The organism is Yersinia sp. LJYL362 (genome assembly GCF_048323875.1).
Window position 1 is genome coordinate 1 of sequence record NZ_JBLWEX010000262.1, and the last position, 24,167, is coordinate 24,167.

The following is a 24,167-nucleotide window of genomic DNA, read 5'->3' on the forward strand; positions in this document are numbered from 1 at the left end:
GCGAATGCCACCCGTTCTACACTGGCAAGCAGCGTGATGTTGCGACCGGTGGCCGTGTTGACCGCTTTAACAAGCGTTTCAGCGTGCCGGGTGCTAAGAAGTAATTATTGCCCGTCAGACGAAAAAAAGGCCTCCAGGGGCCTTTTTTCATTTCTACTCTCAGGTTCAGATTGAACCGGATGGTAGTAGCAGGAAATCAATATTCCCAGGTATCGGGATCAACACCCAATTCACGCATTAAAATCTTCGCGGCTTCCGGGATTTCATCACTGCGTTCTTTGCGCAGATCTTCGTCATTCGGTAGCGGCTGACCGGTAAATGCATGCAAAAAAGCCTCGCACAACAACTCACTGTTGGTAGCATGGCGCAGGTTGTTCACCTGACGGCGAGTCCGTTCATCGGTGAGGATTTTTAAAACCTTCAGCGGAATGGATACCGTAATTTTTTTGACCTGCTCGCTTTTCTTACCGTGTTCAGCGTAAGGGCTGACATACTCGCCGTTCCACTCAGCCATGGGACACCTTAAATTTGTCGGAAAAATACAAAGTTCTGAAAACCGGCCAATTATGCCCGATCTTCGCTGTTCTCACTAAATAAATGTCGATTTTACTAGACTAATGTCACTGAAATAACTTTTTTGCTATTTATTGATAGCTATTACCTTTCTATGCCATCTTTGTGGTTAAACAAATTCATGGTTAAACAAGACACCACTGAAACCTGACTGACATCATAAGGATATCTAAAACCTCTATAATTTTAGCGGTTATTATCCCATTGCTCAATCTATACGCAAAGAAGTTTAGATGTCCAGATGTATTGACGTCTGTAATTTGTGCGTCTACTCTGGCGTAACATTTTCTCGATATCCGGTTGGTGGAAATCCATATGACGCGTAAACAGGCAACCATAGCAGTGCGTAGCGGGTTGAACGATGACGAGCAATACGGCTGCGTTGTCCCCCCGATTCACCTCTCCAGTACCTATAATTTTATCGATTTTAATCAGCCACGCGCCCATGACTATTCTCGTCGCGGTAACCCGACGCGTGATGTGGTGCAGCGGGCATTGGCTGAGCTGGAAGGGGGCGCAGGTGCGGTAATGACCAGCAGTGGGATGTCGGCGATTCATTTGGTCTGCACCACCTTCCTTAAACCCGGCGATCTGCTGGTTGCTCCGCATGACTGTTACGGCGGTAGTTATCGTCTGTTCGATAGCTTAAGCAAACGCGGTGCCTATCGGGTTCTGTTTGTTGACCAGGGCGATGACGTGGCATTGAGTCAGGCATTGGCTGAAAAACCCAAGTTGGTTTTGATTGAAACCCCGAGTAACCCGCTGTTGCGAGTGGTGGATATCGCCGCTATCTGCAAAGCCGCTCATGCCGTCGGCGCATTAACGGTTTGTGATAACACCTTCCTTAGCCCGGCGCTACAGCAGCCGCTGGCTTTGGGGGCGGATCTGGTGGTGCATTCCTGTACCAAATATCTGAACGGTCATTCTGATGTGGTGGCGGGTGCGGTCATTGCCAAAGATCCTGAGTTGGCTGTCGAGCTGGCATGGTGGGCGAATAATATCGGCGTGACCGGTGCGGCATTTGACAGCTACTTGTTATTACGTGGGTTACGCACGCTGTCACCGCGTATGGCTCAACAGCAGCGAAACGCAGATGAAATTGTCCGCTATTTAGAGCAACAGCCTTTAGTGAAAAAGCTGTATCATCCTTCTCTGCCACAACATCCCGGCCACGAAATTGCTCGCCGTCAGCAGTCAGGTTTTGGTGCGATGCTCAGTTTTGAGCTTGATGGTGATGAGCAGGTATTGCGTCGTTTCCTCTCTGCCCTTGAATTATTCACCCTGGCAGAGTCTTTGGGGGGCGTTGAAAGCCTGATTTCCCACGCCGCGACCATGACCCATGCCGGTATGGCGCCAGAAGCGCGCACTGCCGCCGGTATTACTGATAGTTTATTGCGAATTTCCGTGGGTATCGAAGACAGCGAAGATTTGATTGCCGATTTGGAAAATGCTTTCCAGTTGGCGAGACCGAGGTAAGTATGAATGCAACAGCGGTAGCAGCGGCGGTGACCGGCCGTCAACTGCATAAATTTGGTGGTAGTAGTCTTGCGGATGTGAAGTGTTACCTGCGGGTGGCCAATATTATGGCTAACTACAGTCATCCCGGCGACCTTATGGTGGTGTCTGCGGCGGGTAGCACCACAAACCAGCTGATTAGCTGGTTGAAGCTGAGTCAAACTGATCGTCTTTCTGCTCATCAGGTGCAGCAAAACCTGCGTCGTTACCAACATGACTTGATTAGTGGTTTATTGTCGCCAGAAATGGCCGAGCCATTAATTAGTGAATTTATTCATGATTTGGAACGCCTGGCTGGCCTGTTGGACAGCAAAGTCGACGATGCAATCTATGCCGAAGTGGTTGGTCATGGTGAGATTTGGTCGGCCCGCTTGATGTCTGCGGTGTTGAACAAACTCGATATGGATGCCGACTGGCTCGATGCTCGCAGTTTCCTGCGTGCTGAACGCGCGGCACAGCCGCAAATCGACGAAGGCCGTTCATATCCGTTGTTGCAGCAATTAATGGCACAACACCCACACCAACGTCTGGTGGTGACGGGGTTTATTTCGCGCAATAACGCCGGTGAAACCGTGTTGTTGGGGCGTAACGGCAGTGACTACTCGGCCACTCAGGTTGGGGCACTGGCAGGGGTCGAACGTGTCACCATCTGGAGTGATGTGGCGGGGGTATACAGTGCTGACCCGCGCAAAGTGAAAGATGCTTGTTTGTTACCTTTACTGCGGCTGGATGAAGCCAGTGAACTGGCTCGGTTGGCAGCTCCGGTACTGCATACCCGCACCCTACAGCCGGTTTCCGGCAGCGATATTGATTTACAACTGCGTTGTAGCTATCAGCCAGAACAGGGCTCAACCCGTATTGAGCGGGTGCTGGCTTCCGGGTCAGGTGCCAAAATTGTCACCAGTCACGATGATGTCTGCCTGATCGAATTACAGATTGCCGGCCACCATGATTTCTCGCTGGCACAGAAAGAGATCGATTTACTGCTCAAACGCGCGCAAATCAAGCCGCTGGCTACCGGTATTCATCCTGATCGTAATCTATTGCAACTTTGCTATACCTCCGAAGTGGTTAACAGCGCATTAAGAGTGCTGGAGGATGCCACGCTGCCAGGGAAATTATCTCTGCGCGAGGGGTTGGCTCTGGTCGCTTTGGTCGGAGCTGGGGTCAGCAAGAACCCATTGCATAGCCACCGTTTCTATCAACAACTGAAAGATCAGCCCGTCGAGTTTATTTGGCAGGCGGAAGATGGCATCAGTCTCGTTGCGGTGCTGCGTCTCGGGCCGACTGAGCACTTGATTCAGGGCTTACACCAATCACTGTTCCGTGCAGAGAAGCGCATCGGTTTGATGCTGTTTGGTAAAGGCAATATTGGTGCTCGCTGGTTGGAGCTATTTGCCCGTGAGCAGAAGAATATCTCAGCTCGCAGTGGTTTTGAGTTCGTGCTAGCCGGTGTGGTAGATAGCCGCCGTAGTTTGTTAAGTTATGACGGGCTGGACGCTAGCCGGACGCTGGCATTTTACGATGATGAAGCTAAAGAGCAGGATGAAGAATCCTTGTTCTTGTGGATGCGCGCGCATCCATTTGATGATTTGGTGGTGTTGGATGTGACCGCCAGTGAGTCACTTGCTGAGCAGTATCTGGATTTCGCCAGCTATGGTTTCCACGTTATCAGCGCCAATAAATTAGCCGGAGCCTCCAGCAGCAATAATTACCGCCAAATCCGTGATGCTTTTGCCAAAACCGGCCGCCACTGGTTGTATAACGCCACGGTGGGCGCGGGGTTACCGGTCAACCATACCGTGCGCGATTTGCGCGATAGCGGCGACAGTATTCTGGCGATCAGCGGTATTTTCTCTGGCACTCTGTCCTGGTTGTTCTTGCAATTTGACGGCACGGTGCCCTTTACAGAGCTGGTGGATCAAGCCTGGCAACAGGGCTTGACCGAACCGGATCCGCGTGTCGATCTCTCCGGGCAAGACGTGATGCGCAAGCTGGTGATTTTAGCTCGTGAAGCCGGTTACGACATTGAACCGAATCAGGTGCGGGTGGAGTCGCTAGTCCCTCCGGGTGCCGATGTTGGTTCCGTAGATCAATTTTTTGAGAATGGCGAAGCATTGAATCAGCAAATGATTCAGCGCTTAGAAGCTGCCAATGAAATGGGTCTGGTGCTCCGGTACGTCGCGCGCTTTGATGCCAATGGTAAGGCGCGAGTGGGCGTTGAAGCAGTACGTGCTGATCATCCGTTAGCTTCGTTGCTGCCATGCGATAACGTTTTTGCCATCGAGAGCCGTTGGTATCGCGATAACCCGTTGGTTATTCGTGGCCCAGGGGCAGGGCGCGATGTTACTGCCGGTGCTATTCAGTCTGATTTAAACCGCCTGTCCCAGCTGTTGTAATCTGCACTTATTCGCCTTCTCTGCCTATCGCAGGGGAGGCGAAATCACCATATTTCTTGCTGCATGAATTTTCCGCGCATTGAGTGTGAATATTAATCATCGTTCTAAACTTATTTAAAAGTTGACTCTTTAGCCAACTTCGGTCATTTTCTATTTAGACGTCTAAACGTATAGACGCTTATAAAATGACAGATAACATAAGTCGTCAAAATGATGACAATAGGCAATGGGGTAACAGGGTATGAGTTTTTTCCACGCAAACCAGCGGGAAGCGCTGAATCAAAGTTTGGCAGAGCTGCAAGGCCAGATTAATGTTTCTTTTGAGTTTTTCCCGCCGCGTACCAGCGAGATGGAAGATACCCTGTGGAGCTCGATTGACCGACTGAGCACTCTGAAACCAAAATTTGTCTCAGTGACTTATGGTGCTAACTCCGGTGAACGCGATCGTACTCATAGCATCATCAAAGGAATTAAAGAGCGCACCGGCCTTGAAGCGGCTCCACATCTGACCTGTGTTGATGCTTCTCCTACTCAGTTACGTGAAATAGCCACTGATTACTGGAATAGCGGTATTCGCCATATCGTGGCGCTGCGCGGCGATTTACCGCCCGACAGTGGCAAGCCAGAAATGTATGCTTCTGATTTGGTCGGTTTATTGAAAGATGTCGGTGATTTTGATATCTCAGTTGCCGCTTATCCAGAAGTGCACCCTGAAGCCAAAAGCGCGCAAGCTGACCTGATTAACCTGAAACGCAAGATTGATGCCGGTGCCAACCGCGCTATCACTCAGTTTTTCTTTGATGTTGAAAGTTACCTGCGTTTTCGTGACCGCTGTGTAGCGACGGGTATTGATGTTGAGATTGTGCCGGGTATCTTGCCAGTATCTAACTTTAAACAGCTCCAGCGCTTCGCCACCATGACCAATGTGCGGGTACCTAATTGGATGACCACTATATTTGAAGGGCTGGATAACGACCCTGAGACGCGCAAAATGGTCGGTGCATCAGTAGCGATGGATATGGTGAAGATTCTTAGCCGCGAAGGGGTGAAGGATTTCCATTTCTATACCTTAAATCGTGCAGAATTAAGTTATGCCATTTGCCATACGCTGGGGGTGAGGCCGTAATTTTTTAAAGGGGCGGTGGCCCCTTTTGATTGTGATTTATTTTGGTGATTGGTGATTGGTGATTGGTGATTGGTGATCCGATTCGGTTGTTAAAGCTCCGAGTTTTCTTAGCCTTTGATGAACCAACCGTCAAAGGAGCTATAAGCATGGCCCCTTGTGCAATCCCGCGCTTCGCACGTATCGCCTGCCTACTTCGTGGGTTCCCTTCTTCATCATTCCGCTGACGGACCGCCGTGATTCATCTCCTGCTCGGTTGAGGCGACGGGGATTAAGTGGTCACTGAACGAATATCAACCGAAACCTGATTCGGTCTGAGTTAGTTCATAACAACCGAACTGGAGTACCCGTCAATATCAACCGAACATCTCATTACCAACAGCCAAAAGATAAAAAGGGGAATCTCTTCCCCATAAAATCAATGACTAACCGGTATTACGCATCCCTGCTGCCACCCCAGCGATGGTCACCATCAATGCTTGCTCAACGCGGGCATCAGGGTGTTCTTGTTGGCGTGAACGGTGCAACAGTTCGGCTTGCAACACGTTTAATGGGTCGGTATAGACGTTACGCAGCGCAATCGACTCGGCAATCCACGGCAAATCAGCCATCAAGTGATCATCGTTGGCAATGGCCAGCACCACTTTAATATCAGATGCCAGTTGGTCGCGTAATTGCTGTCCTAATGGCCACAATGACTTATCCACCAGACGTTGGTCATAATATTCGGCCAGCCACAAATCGGCTTTGGCAAACACCATTTCCAGCATACCAATGCGGGTTGAGAAGAACGGCCAGTCACGACACATGGTGGCTAATACTTCTTTCTTACCGGCATCGATGGCTTTCTGTAAACCGGCACCGGCACCCAGCCAGGCCGGTAACATCAGGCGGTTTTGTGTCCAGGCGAAGATCCACGGAATAGCACGCAGGCTTTCCACCCCGCCATTCGGGCGGCGTTTGGCTGGGCGCGAACCCAATGGCAGCTTGCCCAATTCCAGTTCAGGGGTGGCGGCGCGGAAGTAAGGCACGAACTGTGGATTTTCACGCACATAGCCGCGATACATCTCACAAGAGGCATCAGACAGAATATCCATCACCTCATTCCACTCTTTCTTCGGTTCCGGCGGCGGTAACAAATTGGCTTCCAGCACCGCACTGGCATACAGGGCCAGACTGCTGATGGTGACTTCCGGCAGACCAAACTTAAAGCGAATCATCTCGCCTTGTTCAGTGACACGTAAGCCGCCTTTCAGGCTGCCCGGAGGCTGAGAAAGCAGCGCGGCATGGGCGGGTGCACCACCGCGGCCGATAGAACCGCCGCGACCATGGAACAGTGTCAGGGAGATACCGGCTTTCTCGCAGGTTTTGATTAATGCATCCTGCGCGCGATACTGCGCCCAAGACGCCGCCATCACACCGGCGTCTTTCGCTGAGTCAGAATAGCCAATCATCACCATCTGCTTGCCTTGGATCAGGCCGCGATACCAGTCGATATTCAGTAACTGGGTCATCACGTCGTCCGCATTGTTCAGGTCATCGAGTGTTTCGAACAATGGTGCGACTGGCAGAGTGAATGGGCAGCCGGCTTCTTTCAGCAGCAAATGCACCGCCAGCACATCCGATGGCACTTTCGCCATGGAAATCACATAAGCGGCGATAGAACCTTGCGGCGCTTCGGCAATCACCCGGCAGGTTTCTAACACTTCTTGGGTATCTGCACTGGGTTCCCATTTCAGCGGAACCAGTGGGCGCTTAGAGTTCAATTCGCGGATCAGGAAGGCTTGTTTGTCCGCTTCAGACCAGCTTTCATAATCACCGAGGCCCAGATAGCGGGTCAGTTCAGCAATGGCATCGGTATGACGGGTGCTTTCCTGACGCACATCAATACGCACCAATGGCACACCAAAACAGCGCACGCGGCGTAAAGTATCGAGTAACTGGCCGTTGGCGATGATTTCCATGCCACAAGCTTTTAGGGATTGATAACAAGCGTATAGCGGATCCCATAGTTGGTCATTGCTGACCAGCAAATCTGTTGGTGGCAATACGCGCTCACCCTTCAGACGTGCTTCCAGATAAGCCTGAGTATTGGTCAACTGAGTACGCACGCGTTTCATCAGTTCACGATAAGGTTCGAGCACCTCTTCGCCGCCCGCCAATTCACGCAGTTCCGGCGTACATTCCGACATGGAAAGCTCTGACACCAATACCTGAATATCGCGCAGGAATAAATCGGTCGCTTTCCAGCGGCTCAGTAATAGCACATGGCGGGTAATTTCAGCGGTAACATTCGGGTTACCGTCGCGGTCGCCACCCATCCATGAAGTGAAGCGGATCGGCACCGCTTCTACCGGTAAGCGGTAATCGAGGGAGTTTTGCAACTGCTCGTTAAATTCACGCAGGAAAGCTGGCACACCTTCCCATAAGCTGTTTTCAACCACCGCAAAGCCCCATTTGGCTTCATCAACCGGGGAAGGGCGGATTTTACGAATTTCGTCGGTATGCCATGATTGTGCGACTAACTGCCGCAAACGACGCATGATCTTGTTGCGTTCGTAATCGGCTAAATCATTGTGATCCAACTGGCTTAGGCAGGTATTCACTTCAACCAGTTTATGAATCAAGGTACGGCGGGTAATTTCAGTTGGGTGAGCGGTTAGCACCAGCTCAATGGATAGCTCATCAACCGCGCTGCGCATGTCTTGCTCACTCAGCTTTTTGTCTTTTAAGCGGGTGAACAGTTGGGCCAGGGCTTCCGGGTTACTTGCGGCTTCACCATGCGGCGAAATGCTGTGATATTGCTCTGCCGTATTCGTCAGATTGAGGAATTGGCTAAAAGCACGGGCGACCGGCAGCAGTTCGTCGTTGGATAAATTTTGCAGTGTCGTCAGTAGCTCCTGACGGCTCGCTTCATTACCGGCACGCGAAGATTTAGATAATTTACGGATGGTTTCTACTTTTTCAAGGATATGTTCACCAAGCGCTTCCTTGATGGTGTCCCCGAGTAGCGTACCGAGCATACTGACGTTACTTCGCATTGCGGAATATTGTTCGTTCATATGATTTCTTTTAGTACCCTTCGTAACTTGATGAGTATGTAAATTAATTTCACCCAAGAAGCTGAGATGGACAAATCCACTCGCCACGTTCAATTCCATACCCCAATTGACACTATTTTCAGCAAAAAAACATCATTTTTGGGGATATTTCTGAAATTTAATTACCAGAGGCAGGTTATCAGTCTTTCTAATGGGCAAAATTGATCACCTACCCCATAAGAGGTAACTATTGCTGGCAGAAATGATCGACTAATTGACCAATTAGCTCACGAGTGGGTTCGATAAAGGCCATGTCGATAAATTCGTCCGGCTGATGGGCTTGATTGATGGAGCCGGGCCCCAGCACCAATGTCGGGCAAATTTGCTGAATAAACGGGGCTTCGGTGCAGTAGTTCACCACTGCCGTGCGCTCACCCAGTAATTCCTCGATAACCCCGACCATATGATGATCTGTCGGACATTCATAGCCCGGAATCGGTGGATGCAGCTGGTCAATACTCAAGCGACCCGGCCAGCGGGCACTGACGGGGGCCAGTGCTTCAGTCATCAATTCATCCAGATCACTTAATGTCAGCCCCGGCAACGGGCGGATATCCATATGTAATTCACAGCAAGCACAGATACGGTTCGCAGCATCACCGCCATTAATATGGCCGAAATTCATTGTCGGATAAGGGATAGCAAATGCCGGGTTGTTATAACGCTCTTGCAAAGTGGTACGCAGCTTCATTAGTTCGGTAATAGATTCATGCATCAAATCAATAGCATTAACGCCACGCGCCGGATCACTGGAATGGCCGGACTGACCGGTAATACGAATCGCATTGGAAATATGGCCTTTGTGCGCGCGCACCGGTTGCAGTGAGGTTGGCTCACCGATAATGGCAAAGTCAGGGCGTAATTGGGTGGAAGCGGCAAAATAGCGTGCGCCCGCCATGGTGGTTTCTTCATCGGCGGTTGCGAGGATGTACAGCGGCTTACTCAATGTACTGGCATCGATATCACGCACCGCATCAAGAATAAAGGCAAAGAAGCCTTTCATGTCGGCAGTACCCAGACCATACAATTTATTGTCATGCTCGGTCAGAGTGAAAGGGTCGCGCGTCCAGCGGCCTTCATCGTAAGGTACGGTATCAGTATGACCTGCCAGGAGCAGCCCGCCGCTGCCCTCTCCGCTGCTTTTTTTGCCAACAGAGTTTTCACCAATAGAGGCAAGCAGATTGAATTTGTGGCGTGTATCCGGTACCGGCTGGATTTCGACGCGAAAACCCAGATCAGCAAACCATCCGGCCAACAAGTTGATTAACGCCTCATTACTTTGATCGAGGGCGCTATCGGTTGCGCTGATCGATGGCGTTGCGATTAGCGCCCGATACAGCTCAATAAATGGAGGTAATTTCATCTTCACTGTTGACAGCCTTTGGTTAGGGTAGTATCAATATTCATGCATTAATTATGAATAAAAATACATTAAGCTTGAGCGTAAGGGAACCTAAAAACACCCTTAAATTTACGAAAATGTCAATGCTCAATCACGTGGGGGAACAGTAAAACCTTGCTGAGAACCCAAATGCCGGTTTTGACTACTTATGTCTTTATACCGAATAACATTTTTATCCCCAAAGCACGAAGGGCAAGGTGAACTGAACCCATGTTGAATACGCTAATTGTTGGTGCCAGTGGTTATGCCGGAGCTGAGCTTACGGCTTACCTGAATCGTCACCCACATATGAACATAACCGGTTTAACGGTTTCAGCGCAAAGTGCAGATGCAGGGAAATTACTTTCTGATCTGCATCCGCAGCTAAAAGGCATTATCGATCTTCCGTTACAACCCTTGCTGGATGTGGCTCAAGCGGCAAAAGGTGTGGATGTTGTCTTCCTCGCCACCGCTCATGAGGTCAGCCATGATTTAGCGCCACAATTCCTGGCAGCGGGTTGTGTGGTATTCGACCTCTCCGGTGCATTCCGGGTTCAGGATGCAGCGTTTTATAGTCAATATTACGGTTTTGAGCATCAACATGCCGATTGGTTGGATAAAGCGGTCTATGGATTAGCTGAATGGCAGGCTGAGCAAATTAAGCAGGCCCAATTGATCGCGGTCCCAGGTTGTTATCCAACCGCATCCCAGCTAGCACTTAAACCGTTGGTAGAGGGTGGTTTGCTCAATGATGCGCAGTGGCCCGTGATTAACGCCGTCAGCGGTGTTAGTGGCGCGGGGCGCAAAGCCAGTATTGGCAACAGTTTCTGTGAAGTGAGTTTGCAACCCTATGGTTTGTTTAATCATCGTCATCAGCCGGAAATTGTCGCCCACCTTGGTACTCCAGTGATTTTTACCCCGCACTTGGGGAATTTCGCCCGCGGTATTTTGGCGACCATTACCTGCCGTCTGAATGCGGGCGTGACAGCACAAGATATCGCTGAGGCATACCATAATGCCTATCAGGATAAGCCACTGGTTCGGCTCTATAAGCAAGGCGTACCGGCGCTAAAAGCGGTGGTGGGTCTACCTTTCTGTGATATCGGTTTCTCTGTGCAGGGTGAACATTTAATTATTGTCGCGACAGAAGATAACCTGCTGAAAGGCGCGGCGGCCCAGGCGGTGCAATGCATGAATATACGTTTTGGCTTTGCGGAAACCCAATCTCTGTTGTGAGCAATAAAACGCTAAGCAGCAGAGGTTGTAACCGAGTCGGAACTGACATTTTTTCTAATTATATTGAGGCGAAACATGATAAACCCGTTGGTCATTAAATTAGGTGGCGTGTTGCTCGACAGCGAAGAAGCGCTGGAACGCCTGTTTACTGCATTGGTGACCTATCGTGAGAAGCATGAGCGCCCGCTTGTGATTATGCACGGTGGCGGTTGTCTGGTTGATGATCTGATGAAAAAACTCGCGTTGCCGGTGGTGAAGAAAAACGGCCTGCGTGTGACGCCAGCAGATCAAATTGACATTATTACCGGTGCATTAGCGGGTACCGCCAACAAAACATTGCTGGCCTGGGCGGTTAAACATGACATCAATGCTGTTGGCTTATGCTTGGGTGATGGTAATACCGTGTCGGTCACCCCGCTGGATGCAGCACTTGGTCATGTGGGCAAAGCCGAAGCTGGCTCACCGGCTTTAGTACAAACCTTACTGGCCGCAAATTACATGCCTATCATCAGCTCTATTGGTATTACTAAAGAGGGTAGTCTGATGAACGTAAATGCCGATCAGGCAGCGACTGCATTGGCCGCGACATTGGGAGCCGATTTAATTTTGCTGTCGGATGTCAGTGGTATTTTAGATGGCAAAGGCCAGCGCATTGCTGAAATGACCGCACAAAAAGCGGAGCAACTGATTGCGCAGGGCATCATCACTGACGGCATGGTGGTGAAAGTGAATGCAGCGCTGGATGCGGCTCGCTCATTGGGCCGTCCGGTGGATATCGCCAGTTGGCGTCATGCAGACCAGTTACCTGCGCTGTTTAACGGTGTGCCAATTGGCACGCGTATTCTGGCCTAAATACCCTTCTTATTTGAAGTTGCAGCGGTGTTAGCGGCTCTTACTCACCCGAATCACTGACTTGAGTCAGCTCAACGGGATTCGTGCGTTTGCTGCCTTGCTGCCACTCCAACTACTTTGGGTATATTATGAGTTTTTATTGTGAAACTAGGGAAGCAAGATTATGGCATTGTGGGGCGGGCGGTTCAGTCAGGCGGCAGATCAGCGTTTTAAGCAATTTAACGATTCCCTGCGGTTTGATTACCGACTGGCAGAGCAGGATATTATAGGTTCTGTTGCCTGGTCGAAAGCACTGGTCACGGTCGGCGTTTTAGCGGCGGCAGAACAGCAACAACTTGAGCAGGCGCTCTCTGTTTTATTAGAGGAAGTTCAGGCCGATCCACAAGCTATTTTAGCCAGTGATGCGGAAGATATTCACAGTTGGGTAGAAACCAAACTGATCGATAAAGTCGGTGATTTAGGCAAAAAACTGCATACCGGGCGCAGCCGTAACGATCAGGTGGCAACTGACCTGAAGTTGTGGTGCAAATTTCAGATAACCGAATTGAAAACCGCCGTGCAGCAATTACAACAAGCGCTGGTTATCACTGCCGAAGCCAATCAGGATGCTGTGATGCCGGGTTATACCCATTTGCAGCGTGCTCAACCTGTGACCTTTGCACACTGGTGTCTGGCCTATGCTGAAATGCTGGCTCGTGATGAAAGCCGCCTGCAAGATACCTTGAAACGCCTGGATGTCAGCCCGTTAGGCAGTGGCGCTTTAGCTGGAACGGCCTACGCTATTGATCGCGAACAACTGGCGGGTTGGTTAGGTTTTGCTTCGGCTACTCGTAATAGCCTGGACAGTGTTTCTGACCGCGACCATGTGTTGGAATTACTGTCTGATGCCAGTATTGGTATGGTGCATTTGTCCCGTTTTGCTGAAGATTTGATTTTCTTCAACAGCGGCGAAGCTGCTTTCGTTGATTTATCGGATCGTGTTACGTCTGGCTCTTCCTTGATGCCGCAAAAGAAAAATCCAGATGCGCTGGAATTAATCCGTGGGAAATGTGGCCGGGTACAAGGTGCATTGACTGGGATGATGATGACGCTCAAAGGCCTGCCTCTGGCTTATAACAAAGACATGCAAGAAGACAAAGAAGGCCTGTTTGATGCGCTCGATACCTGGCTTGACTGCTTGCATATGGCGGCGTTGGTACTGGATGGCATTCAGGTGAAACGTCCCCGTTGCAAAGAAGCGGCTGAGCAAGGTTATGCCAATGCGACTGAGTTAGCTGATTATCTGGTCGCCAAAGGGGTGCCATTCCGTGAGGCACACCATATTGTTGGTGAAGCGGTGGTTGAGGCTATTCGTCAGGGGAAAGCATTAGAGGCTTTATCACTGAGTGATTTGCAAAAATTCAGTGCAATCATTGGCGATGATGTTTATCCGATTCTGGCATTGCAATCTTGTTTAGATAAGCGTGTTGCTAAAGGCGGTGTTTCACCCCAGCAAGTCGCATCGGCCATTGCCGAGGCTAAAGCGCGTTTATTTTAATTCGCAGAGTATTGGTTAATGTTGCAGCGGGCCACAATTAATGTGGCCCGTTTTGCGTTATAAATACTTAAATATATTTTATTCGTTACTGGTTTTATTTATAAAACTTTAATCCGCGTAACAGCTATCGCTATTTATTCATTATTTATTTCTTCTATTAAATCAATGCCATCAGTAACCTGCTATTTTATTCTTAATAGACAGTTGAATTTATAACCACAAATGATTATGATAATCATTATCAAATAATGGCGATATAGTAAAACCTCTACTAGCATTAAAAAATTAAATGAATATTACTTAGGTGAAATAACAGTAGATCTTACTGAAAAATATTATTGAATCCTCTAATAAAGTAACTGCTTTATTTTTAAATTTAATGCCCTATTTATTTGATGACGTAACTTATTTACTTCATGGGAAATAACATAATTTCTACTACCGGATACTTTAGATTATTTGGCGGTAATCCTATGGCAAGGTTTTATTGTGAAACCATTAAGGTGAACGGCTAATAATTAATGGATTTATTATTTTATACTAATAAGGATGAAATCTCATAAATGGATAATATAGTTAGAGGTCGCAGAACAACAATAAATAAAATTACATTTGGTCTATTTCTGGCATTAACAACACAAGGTTATTCGCAGAGAGTAAATGCTGAAACCGCCGTCGAATCCTCCCATGAACATGATCTGGTATTAGATGAGCTAAAAGTGGAGGGAACCAGTAACGCCCATGAGGGTGATTGGGTTTACGATGAACTCCATTCTGTTAGTGAAATCTCTCGCGAACAGCTCGATAATCGACCAGCCCGCCATGCGGCGGATATATTGGAACAAACCTCCGGTGTCTATTCCAGCGTTAGTCAACAAGACCCTGCACTTTCAGTGAATATTCGTGGCATTCAGGACTATGGCCGCATCAATATGAATATTGACGGTATGCGGCAAAATTTTATGAAAAGTGGCCATGGGCAACGCAATGGCGTGATGTATATCGATCCGGAAATACTGGATAATGTGGTGATTGAAAAGGGGGTCACCAGCGGTATTGGCGGCGCGGGGGTAATAGGCGGTATTGCAACGTTCAATACGATTAGTGCCAGCAACTTTCTTGACGCGGGGAAAGAAATTGGCGGCCAAATCCGTGTTCTCACCGGTGATAATGGCACCAATTTTATTGGTAGCGCCGTGCAGGCGTTGGGGAATAAACATGGCGATATATTAATTGCCATCAGCGAGCGCAATTTAAGTGATTATTGGCCGGGAAATAAAGGAACTTTGGGAGATATTCGATTTGGTAACGGCACAGAGAAATTTAATTATGATATTAAGAATAATAAAGTGCCATTCACCAATTATAAAATGCAGTCGCACTTGGCCAAGCTGGGCTGGAATTTACCCGCCGATCAAAGATTGACATTCAGTTATCTGCAAACACAAATACATAGCCCTAATACTGGTTTTATGACTAACGTAAAAGAAGGCCCAGGAAAAGGAAGGCATGGTTGGGTAAGCAGCAGTGTGAGTGATGTGCTGAATCGAAATATTGGGCTGGATTATAGTCTCAATCCCCAGCATATCGCTTGGCTGGATATGACGGCAAAAATCTATTACGTTGATACCGATGATAAAACGGATACTCATAATGCCAATGTTGTTTACCGTGATAAATTCTGGACTCAAACCCGCTTAAGTACCCGTGGTTTACAACTGCAAAATACCAGTTTTTTTAGCCTTGCCGACTACCATCAATTCCGTCTCAACTATGGTCTTGAGTGGTTTAGTGACCGCTCCACCGGCAACTCAACTCATGCATCAATGCTTGGCATTACCCCGCCCGGCAAGCGCACCATTACCAGCACCTTTGCTCAGTTGAATTATGAATATGCTAACTGGCTGCGGCTGGAAGGCGGTCTGCGTTATGATCAATTCCGCTTACAGGGCAATACCTGGATGCACAGCAAAAATTTTCGCGGAAACTATACCCGTGAAAATCCGTGCAACCAAAAGACACATGAGCAATATATTATTAATGAGAGAAGGCGGTGCTCACCTAATCGGTTGATGAAAATGACCTGGGAGGTTGATCGCCGTGAACAACAACTGTCACCCACACTGGCCATCGGCATCAAGCCCGGTGTGCAGTGGCTGGAGTTTTTTGGCAATTACGGCAAATCCTGGCGGCCACCGGCGATTACCGAAATGTTGGCCACGGGCAGCGCACATGGCCATGGTTGGATCTTACCCAATCCTGTGTTGGCAGCAGAGCATTCCAAAGCTTGGGAAGCCGGCATGAATATCCAACACAGCCATCTGTTTATTGCAGAAGACCGCCTGGTCGCCAAGCTGGCTTACTTTGATACCCGCGTCACTGATTATATCAATCTTGAGCTATCCAAGACTAAACCACTGCATGGCGGCGGGAGCTTTACCAACGCGACTTATATTAATAATTTACTGGTTACTCGTTTTCGTGGTCTGGAATATCAATTAAGTTATGATATGGGGTTGTTTTATACCAGTTTAAATTATACCAGAATGATTGGTGTAAATACTTTTTGTTCAAAAAGGGCCTGGTTAGGTGGCGTACAGAATATAGCAAGTGATGGAAACTATTCTATTGATAGAAATGATATAAATAATAGAGTTGATTGCCTTGAAGCAAAGAACTTATTTGGTTCTTCTGCCTATTTACCGGGTGATCGCGGCAGCTTAACTTTAGGGGGAAGACTTTTTGATAAAAAGCTGGATCTCGGCACCGTTATTCGTTATAACAAAGGACACCAAGATAAATCAGTTCTTAATAATAAAGGCCATGCCAATACTGTGTATGTTGCGGATTGGCCCAAGTATACTATATTTGATCTTTATGCCAGTTATAAGATAACTAATAATTTAACGTTGCGCAGCTCAATAGAAAATATAACCAATCGCGCTTATCTTATTAGTTATGGTGATTCACTTTCTTTCGCGCCAAATCGTGGCAGAACTATTCAGGGTGGTTTTGAATATAGATTTTAACTATTAAAATAAAATAAAGAGACTAAACATTGAATTTAGAATCTTCAGGTGGAATGATATCTTCATCTGTAGTCACAGTGACTCAATGATGAGTCATATTATTGTTGTTAACGATAAGGAAATTTATTATGACAGTAACTATTAAATATCAAAGTCAATTCAGTAACGACACTCTAACTTCTTATACTAAACAGTGGGCCACGGATCATGGTGATATAAAAGATACTGGGGCCGAAGGATATTCTAAGGATTTTGGTCAATTTGCTGGCGGTGGGTGGTTTGATGGAACCCAATATTCAGTTGGTAGCTCGCACAGTGATGCTAGTACTGCGATGATAGTTGAAGGCGAGTTGAAGTACTCCTTTATGCCTCAGCATACTTTCTACGGCAAAATCGACAGCCTGGAATTGGGTAACAACCTGATCGAAAATTCCAATGGTATTGGTAGACAGCTTAACTCTCTGCAATTGAAAATGTCCGATTTAGATATTACTGGTGAGTTTGACATTAATAAGACAATGGCAGAGAACCATCAAGGTGATATGCATAAAGCGACATATGGCCTTATGCGAGGTAATGCCGATCCACTGTTGGAAGTACTCACCGCTAAAGGCATTGATGTTAATACCCCACTGAAAGATATGGCAATCGCCAGTCAATTCGAAGCTATGGTATCAGATATGCCAATGATTGATACCGTTGGTGTAGTTGAAAGTAGTGATATGTTATTAGCTGCTTAAGTAAGACTTCCGGAAAAGGATTTTCTGGTCGGATCTAGCTGTTGTGCAATAAATGTTAGTGTACTTGTAATAAATGTAGTAAGTGTAAGTGCGCCATCGCCGTACTTTGCTATATTGGGTGCGGCGGTGGTTCATATTTTATAAAAGGATATTAATATGACAATCACTATTAAATATCATGAGCAAATTAAAAACGAAACTATTTACTCTTATACTTATTGGTGGGCCTATGATTTTGGTGATATCGCGTTGGAACCGAGTGAAAACGAATATCATCTTTACTCGGCTGGGCCAAATCCTCCCACCGTTGGTGTGAAATACGCAATTCAAAGCACTTCCCCTCAAAGTAAAGCTGCCATAGTGATGGAATCTAAGGGAATGCACGCGGCGATGGTATTTGAAGCTAATGGAGTCAAAATATCAACGGAACCTACCTTAATTCCCGGTGAGAGTGAAGGTTTGCAGTTTGGCAATTATTTAATCCCTATTCCAGATACTGATTTAGACGATTATCAATGTCATCAACTGCAACTCCAGCAAGTGCAATTGGAATTCAGTGGGTTAGCTATTTCAGATGATATTGATATTTCAATGTTTGAGGTGATTTTTGCGATTGCTATAAATAATAGCTATCCAAGTGATATGAATCGTGGTGTATACGGTTTGCTAAGAGGAAACAATGCACCCATAGTGGAAATACTCAAATCCCAAGGTGTAGATGTCAATACACCATTTAAAGATTTAGCTATTGCGAGTCAGTTTGAAATTCCTGCTGACACAGTACTAATTGAAACTGTGGGCACAACCGATGGGGGCAATATATTATTAGCTGCTTAACCTCTTCCCTGACATAATTCTGAGCTACATATTAGTCATAAATCAAAAGGATATTATTATGACAATCACTATTAAATATCAGAGTCAATTAGCGGAGCACTCAATTTCCTCATATATTTACCAATGGACTACAGCTTATGGTGATTTAATTCAAACACCAACCTCTTTTAAAACTTACGGTACCTTATCCAATCGTATTGACGCTAATAATAATGAAATCGTTCAGGCTGAGTTTCAAAGCTTTTACGAGAGTAATGCAGCCATGATTATTGGTGGAGGTAGACTTGAGCAAGAGAACATCACTCTCATGATGAAAAAAAATATACAAATTTTAGAGTTTGGTGAGTTACTCATACCTAATACAGAGAATGCGGGTAAACAAATTCAGCAACTGCAACTGAAATTAGACGGTTTGAATATTGAAGATGACTTTTATCCGTCACTGTGTTCAATATCCCAGGCGTTGGATGCTGAACCCGGTAAACCTTATCAAGGTGGAATAGATCACGGCACGTATAATTTGTTGAGAGGTAAAGCTGCTCCTATGCTAGAAATCCTCAAAACTCAAGGTATTGATGTAGATTCCCCACTTAAAGATATAGCTATCGCCAGCCAGTTTGACGTTGTTGGTGATATACCCATTATTGATGCAGTGGGAGCCGCTGATAGTAGTGCAATATTATTAGCAGCTTAAATGACTCCCTACCAAATAATGAAATACATAGTCATAAATTAAAAGGATATTATTATGACGGTAACTATCGGATTTAATGGAAATATAAAGGATGAAACCATTTACTCATATACTCATAAATGGATAGCTGATTTTAATATACCCACCGAAGAGGGTTCTAATTTTGGAGGTTTTCATGGCCTTAAAGACTCTATCACCAGGCAATTCGAACAATTCTCGGTGACGAATACTTCAGGGAATAAAACCACAATAATTATGAGTGGAGAGATAAATTTTAATTTATGTCACAGGGCTATTTACGGCAAAGTGGAAAGTTTGGAACTAGGTAAAGAAGGGCTTATTCAAAATGTGAACAGTCATATTATAATTGAAAAGCATTTGGTGGAACCTCAATTAATATTTAATGATTTAAATATCATTGGTGAGTATGATGATTTTAAAATAACCGCCGAAAACCGAAAAAATGATATCCATCAGATAGGATTTAATTTAAAAAAAGACAATGCAGATATACTCTTGGAAATATTAAAAACTCAAGGTGTTGATGTCAGTACTCCACTTAAAGATATGGCGAGTGCCAGCCAGTTTAATATACCAGTCATTGATACCTTGGGTACAAATGACAATAATGAAATATTATTGGCTGCTTAATTAAAGGTGTTAGCGAGTGATTATCTGGCTGGATGAATAATGCCACCACGATACAACCCTATACTTACTACAGTGGTGGTTATTGTTATGGAAATTAACTTTCCTATGAATTTATATATTCGTATAAGCAATTTTTTTGCAAAAATTAAATTGGCCACCAGTAATTTTACGATTAAATGTTTTCAGTATGGAAATGGATGCCATGAAGTCACAAAAAACGATCGACCTTTCTTCGGATTCGCTGACAATTCTTTCCGTTCTGGCCAGTCACAAAAAGAACCTGTGGGGGATAGGACTTTTTACAGCAGTAATTAATCTTTTGATGTTAGCCCCCGCGATTTATATGTTGCAAGTTTATGATCGGGTTCTGGCATCAGCTAATACCATGACATTGTTGATGCTCACTATTTTGGTTCTGGGAATATTTGTATTTATTGGCTTACTTGAGTGGATTCGCAGTGCGATAGTCATTCGGCTCGGTACGCGTATTGATATGCAACTTAATCAACGAGTTTTTAATGCTGCTTTTGCGTCCCAACTTATGGGGCATACCACGCCAGCGGCCCAAGCGTTGAATGATCTCACCTCTTTGCGCCAGTTTGCGACCGGTAATGCCCTGTTTGCTTTTTTTGATGCTCCCTGGTTCCCGCTTTATTTACTGGTTATTTTTGTACTCCATCCCTGGTTGGGTGTATTAGCCGCATCTGGGGCTTGTGTGTTGATTTTTCTGGCTTGGCTTAACCAGTGGGTGTGTAAAAAACCATTGAAAGAAGCATCCACTGTCACCTCACAAGCAACGCAACAGGCGAATGCGAACTTACGTAATGCGGATGCGATTGAAGCAATGGGGATGCTGGATGCATTACGCAAACGTTGGTTAGCACAGCATTCACGTTTCCTCTATCAGCAAAATGTGGCCAGTGATAAAAGCAGCCAGGTCACTGCGGCTTCGAAATCCAGTCGTCAGGCCTTGCAATCAATGATGCTAGGGCTGGGTGCATTATTGGTCATTGACGGCGCAATTACGGCTGGCGTCATGATTGCTGGTTCTATCTTAATCGGACGGGTATTGGGGCCAATTGATCAATTGATTGCCGTTTGGAAACAATGGAGCCATGCACGATTATCTTATTTGCGCCTCGTCCATTTATTGGCTGAGCACCCACCTGTACCTACTGGTATGGCGCTCTCGGCACCCACTGGAAAGCTCAATGTGACACAACTGACGGTGTGTAAGCCGGGTACACATATTCCCATTTTATATTCCATCGATTTTGAATTGCAGGCTGGTGATGTTTTGGGTGTTTTAGGGGCATCAGGCAGCGGTAAATCGACTTTGGCAAAGCTGTTGGTGGCGTGTAAACCGGTCTTTAGCGGCTCGGTGCGGCTGGATAGCGCAAATATTTCTCAATGGGATAAAACTCACCTGGGACAATTTATTGGTTACTTACCGCAAGATATTCAACTATTTCGCGGTTCGATTGCAGAAAACATTGCACGCTTTGGCGCGGTTGATACTGCAAAAGTGATAGCGGCAGCTCAAATGGCAGGGGTACACGATTTAATCCTGCATCTACCCTGTGGCTATGACACCCAACTTGGCGAGGGGGCGGAGGAACTCTCTGGTGGTCAGCGTCAGCGTATTGCTCTGGCGCGGGCAATGTATGGTGTGCCGCGACTTATTATATTGGATGAACCCAATGCCAGTTTGGATAACGAGGGTGAAAAAGCCTTATTGGCTAGCATCATCCAGCTCAAACAGCAGAGCTGTACCATTGTGATGATCACCCATAAGCCAGAGCTGTTATCAGGTAGCGATTTTCTGTTGTTACTTAATAAAGGACGGATGGAATTATTTGATCGTACTGCGACGGTTCTACAGCAGATTAAAGGTGCAGATAAGCCGCTGGTCAACGCTGAAGTCAAGACACCGGGCAGCCAAAAATCTTGGGGAGGCGGTATGTCATATGCTGTTGTCCCTGCTCGCACAGCATCACAAAAATCATAATGTTAACTATATATCCACATATCCACGGATGGAGTCATCACTAATGCTACCTGAATCTGACCATTCCTCGGCTAAGAATATAAGCCAACATCCACCACTACAAACCAACAGCGGGAGATATCTTGGCCTGGGTGCATTATTGGTTTGCGGTGGTTTTATCGGTTCTTTGTTGTGGGCGGGATTGGCTCCACTGGATAAAGGTATTGCGGTGATGGGGCATATCGTTGTGGCAGAAAACCGTAAGTTGGTTCAACCGCTGCAAGGGGGACGTATTCAGCAATTGCATGTTGCGGAAGGCGATGACGTCATGCAAGGGCAATTACTTATCACTCTGGATGATACTGCGCTACTTAGCCATCGAGATAATTTACAAAATCAGTATTTGAGTGCACTCGCTCAAGAGTCTCGTCTCACGGCAGAGCAACATGAATTACCGACAATTACCTTCCCTCCCGCATTGCTTCAGTATCCAGCACAAGCTTTAGTTGAGCGTAATACTGTGTTGCAGCAGCAGCTATTTCTCCATCGTCGCCAGGCTCAACTGAGCGAAATTGCCCGGCTATCAGCACAAATTACCCGTCATGAGAGCCGGCTAGATGGATTACAAGTGGCCCGCGGCCATAACCAGCGCCAATTTGATTTATTCCAGCGGCAACTGCAGGGAGTACAGTTATTGGCAAAAAACGGTCACGTTGCTCAAAGTCAGTTGTTGGAGATGGAGCGTCAGGCGATTTCATTGCGCGCAAATATAGAAAAGAATACCAGTGAGATTTTGGAGCTTCATAAGCAAATTGGCGAAACAGAGCAACATATCTTACAACGGCGCGAGCAGTATAAAAGTGAGAATCGTGAGCAACTGGCTAAAGCGCAACAAAGTACTCAAGAGTTGGAGCAGCGCTTGGAGATTGCAGAATATGAATTAGAGAATACGCGAGTTTACGCGCCAGCCAGTGGCACGGTTATCGCCCTTGCTCAACACACTGTTGGTGGTGTGGTCAGTACCGGGCAAACATTAATGGAACTGGTTCCCAGTGGGCAGCCACTCTTAGCTGAGGCTCAACTTCCGGTGTCATTAATTGATAAGGTGATGGTTGGGCTACCAGTAGACCTGAACTTCTCTGCTTTTAATCAAAGTAGCACCCCGCGGTTACAAGGTTCGGTATTACACGTTGGTGCCGATCGTATACAAAACCCACATACTTTAGAGCCTTACTATCCTTTAACTGTCGCCATTGATATCACACAAACCGAGCTGGAAATTCGGCCGGGTATGTCAGTCGACATTTTTATCCGAACAGGGGAAAGGTCGCTACTTAATTATCTGTTTAAACCGCTAACTGATCGCCTGCATGTTGCCTTTGCTGAAGAATGATTAATTGGAGTTAATTCATTAAAAATAAAGGAATATAGTGACTTAATTTATGAGTATACGGCAGAGTAAAGGTAGTGTGATTTTCTTTTGGGTAAGTGCCTTATTAACCAGCGGTGTTCATATTTATCTGATATGGCTATTGAGTAATACCACTACCCCCCCCGCATACACAGAGGTCTCTCCTGTGGCAATTATGATCGCGGTATCGACGGAGCCGGAGTTTACCCAACATATGGAGCAAGATTCGGTAGTTGGTATCACTAAAAATATCAACGAACCGGTGACGGAGCTGTCGGAACATCAGCCAGAAGAAGTGAGTCATATCTTGGCCGCACCCGAGCATTCAAATGCTGCGTTGATTGTTGAAAGAGAAGTAAATGAGCCGCTAAAAGAGCTAAACAAAGCAAAACGACCACAACAGAAAGTGATGGCACCACGTCAGCCCATTAATGAACAAATATCGGAAAACCAAAGCAGCCCCTCAGCTCCAGCGGTGGTAACCAGTACGCCTTTATCGGGGGAGAGTCATCGGGTCGCGGCTGCGGCGAACAGCCATTCGTTGCATAATCAACAAAGTAAAATGAATTGGAAAAGCCGATTACAAGGGCATCTGGCAGGGTTTAAACGTTATCCACCTCGTGCCCGAAAACAGCGCCAGCAAGGAACTGTGATTATCCGTTTTGTGGTTAATAAAGAGGGGTATGTGTTATCTACTAAACTTGTTAAGAGCAGCGGAGTTATTGCTTTAGATCAAGAAGCATTGGCAGTAGTTAAACGCGCTCAACCATTGCCCCCGCCACCCGTCGGGTTATTATCAAATGGGCAGGTTTCATTGACTATGCCAGTTGGTTTTGATCTAAAAAATATAAGACGGTGAATAGCGGGGTATTATTTGACGTTGCTGCGCGAAATAAAGGATAAAAAACCGGGCATAACGCCCGGTTTAAGCGGTTGGAAAAGGTTATTCACCTGGGCAGCGCAGGCAGCGTTCAGCCTCGTCAGTACCCAGTTTCAATTTAGACTGCAAATCACGCAATGCTGTACGCAAACCTTCTTCAATCACGGGGTGATAGAACGGCATATCCAGCATCTGGTTGATGGTCATTTGCTGTTGATGTG

At 46.6% G+C, this 24,167-nt stretch carries 18 protein-coding genes and 1 pseudogene; 15 read left to right on the forward strand and 4 right to left on the reverse strand.

Features of this window, described 5'->3' with window-relative positions; translation table 11 throughout:
• On the forward strand, positions 1-104 hold a 104-nt coding region (gene rpmE / locus ACNSO8_RS15825), incomplete at its 5' end, for a 50S ribosomal protein L31 (protein ID WP_418395183.1).
• Between the two features lie 92 nt (positions 105-196).
• Here the strand turns inward: rpmE and metJ are convergent.
• A complete protein-coding gene (gene metJ, locus ACNSO8_RS15830) occupies positions 197-514 on the reverse strand; it encodes a met regulon transcriptional regulator MetJ (protein WP_004392248.1) in 318 nt (105 codons plus the stop codon).
• A gap of 374 nt (positions 515-888) precedes the next feature.
• Here metJ and metB point away from each other — a divergent pair, with 374 nt between their 5' ends.
• The 3 genes from metB to metF all read left to right on the forward strand — a co-directional run bounded on the left by metB (position 889) and on the right by metF (position 5,613).
• Entirely contained in the window at positions 889-2,049 is a 1,161-nt protein-coding gene (metB, locus tag ACNSO8_RS15835; protein ID WP_019084396.1) for a cystathionine gamma-synthase, read from the forward strand.
• Between the two features lie 2 nt (positions 2,050-2,051).
• Positions 2,052-4,487, forward strand: a complete 2,436-nt coding sequence (locus tag ACNSO8_RS15840) for a bifunctional aspartate kinase/homoserine dehydrogenase II (RefSeq protein WP_418395181.1) — start codon at positions 2,052-2,054, stop codon at positions 4,485-4,487.
• A 241-nt stretch (positions 4,488-4,728) separates the two neighbouring features.
• Positions 4,729-5,613 (forward strand): methylenetetrahydrofolate reductase, encoded by an 885-nt coding sequence (gene metF / locus ACNSO8_RS15845; RefSeq protein WP_005163851.1) that lies wholly within the window; start codon positions 4,729-4,731, stop codon positions 5,611-5,613.
• Positions 5,614-6,035: 422 nt separating this feature from the next.
• On the opposite strand, the gene ppc is transcribed toward metF, so the two are convergent.
• Both ppc and argE read right to left on the reverse strand, forming a co-directional pair.
• On the reverse strand, positions 6,036-8,672 hold the full coding sequence (gene ppc, locus ACNSO8_RS15850) for a phosphoenolpyruvate carboxylase (RefSeq protein WP_019080279.1): 2,637 nt from the start codon (positions 8,670-8,672) through the stop codon (positions 6,036-6,038).
• A gap of 226 nt (positions 8,673-8,898) precedes the next feature.
• On the reverse strand, positions 8,899-10,074 hold the full coding sequence (gene argE, locus ACNSO8_RS15855; protein WP_019080278.1) for an acetylornithine deacetylase: 1,176 nt from the start codon (positions 10,072-10,074) through the stop codon (positions 8,899-8,901).
• 249 nt (positions 10,075-10,323) lie between these two features.
• On the opposite strand from argE, the gene argC reads away from it, so the two are divergent.
• From argC to ACNSO8_RS15910, 11 genes are all read left to right on the forward strand, one after another.
• The gene (gene argC / locus ACNSO8_RS15860; protein ID WP_050158582.1) at positions 10,324-11,328 is read left to right on the forward strand and encodes an N-acetyl-gamma-glutamyl-phosphate reductase; all 1,005 of its coding nucleotides are present in this window, start codon (positions 10,324-10,326) and stop codon (positions 11,326-11,328) included.
• Between the two features lie 75 nt (positions 11,329-11,403).
• On the forward strand, positions 11,404-12,180 hold the full coding sequence (argB, locus tag ACNSO8_RS15865) for an acetylglutamate kinase (RefSeq protein WP_019084401.1): 777 nt from the start codon (positions 11,404-11,406) through the stop codon (positions 12,178-12,180).
• Positions 12,181-12,343: 163 nt separating this feature from the next.
• Positions 12,344-13,717, forward strand: a complete 1,374-nt coding sequence (gene argH, locus ACNSO8_RS15870; RefSeq protein ID WP_050160833.1) for an argininosuccinate lyase — start codon at positions 12,344-12,346, stop codon at positions 13,715-13,717.
• A 563-nt stretch (positions 13,718-14,280) separates the two neighbouring features.
• Entirely contained in the window at positions 14,281-16,746 is a 2,466-nt protein-coding gene (locus ACNSO8_RS15875) for a TonB-dependent hemoglobin/transferrin/lactoferrin family receptor (protein WP_050160831.1), read from the forward strand.
• A gap of 128 nt (positions 16,747-16,874) precedes the next feature.
• On the forward strand, positions 16,875-17,486 hold the full coding sequence (locus ACNSO8_RS15880; RefSeq protein WP_050158579.1) for a heme acquisition protein HasA: 612 nt from the start codon (positions 16,875-16,877) through the stop codon (positions 17,484-17,486).
• Positions 17,487-17,642: 156 nt separating this feature from the next.
• On the forward strand, positions 17,643-18,323 hold the full coding sequence (locus ACNSO8_RS15885) for a heme acquisition protein HasA (protein WP_050160830.1): 681 nt from the start codon (positions 17,643-17,645) through the stop codon (positions 18,321-18,323).
• A gap of 58 nt (positions 18,324-18,381) precedes the next feature.
• A complete protein-coding gene (locus ACNSO8_RS15890; protein ID WP_019084405.1) occupies positions 18,382-19,017 on the forward strand; it encodes a heme acquisition protein HasA in 636 nt (211 codons plus the stop codon).
• A 54-nt stretch (positions 19,018-19,071) separates the two neighbouring features.
• On the forward strand, positions 19,072-19,668 hold the full coding sequence (locus tag ACNSO8_RS15895) for a heme acquisition protein HasA (RefSeq protein ID WP_050160829.1): 597 nt from the start codon (positions 19,072-19,074) through the stop codon (positions 19,666-19,668).
• Positions 19,669-19,855: 187 nt separating this feature from the next.
• Complete coding sequence (locus ACNSO8_RS15900; protein WP_418395182.1) at positions 19,856-21,676, forward strand: type I secretion system permease/ATPase; 1,821 nt, start codon at positions 19,856-19,858, stop codon at positions 21,674-21,676.
• Between the two features lie 43 nt (positions 21,677-21,719).
• Positions 21,720-23,048: an HlyD family type I secretion periplasmic adaptor subunit gene (locus tag ACNSO8_RS15905; protein ID WP_172654576.1), complete on the forward strand. Its 1,329-nt coding sequence runs from the start codon at positions 21,720-21,722 to the stop codon at positions 23,046-23,048.
• 49 nt (positions 23,049-23,097) lie between these two features.
• Complete coding sequence (locus tag ACNSO8_RS15910) at positions 23,098-23,925, forward strand: energy transducer TonB (RefSeq protein WP_019080265.1); 828 nt, start codon at positions 23,098-23,100, stop codon at positions 23,923-23,925.
• 84 nt (positions 23,926-24,009) lie between these two features.
• Here ACNSO8_RS15910 and ACNSO8_RS15915 read toward each other — a convergent pair.
• A pseudogene (locus ACNSO8_RS15915) lies at positions 24,010-24,167 on the reverse strand (dihydrolipoyl dehydrogenase); the annotation flags it as partial.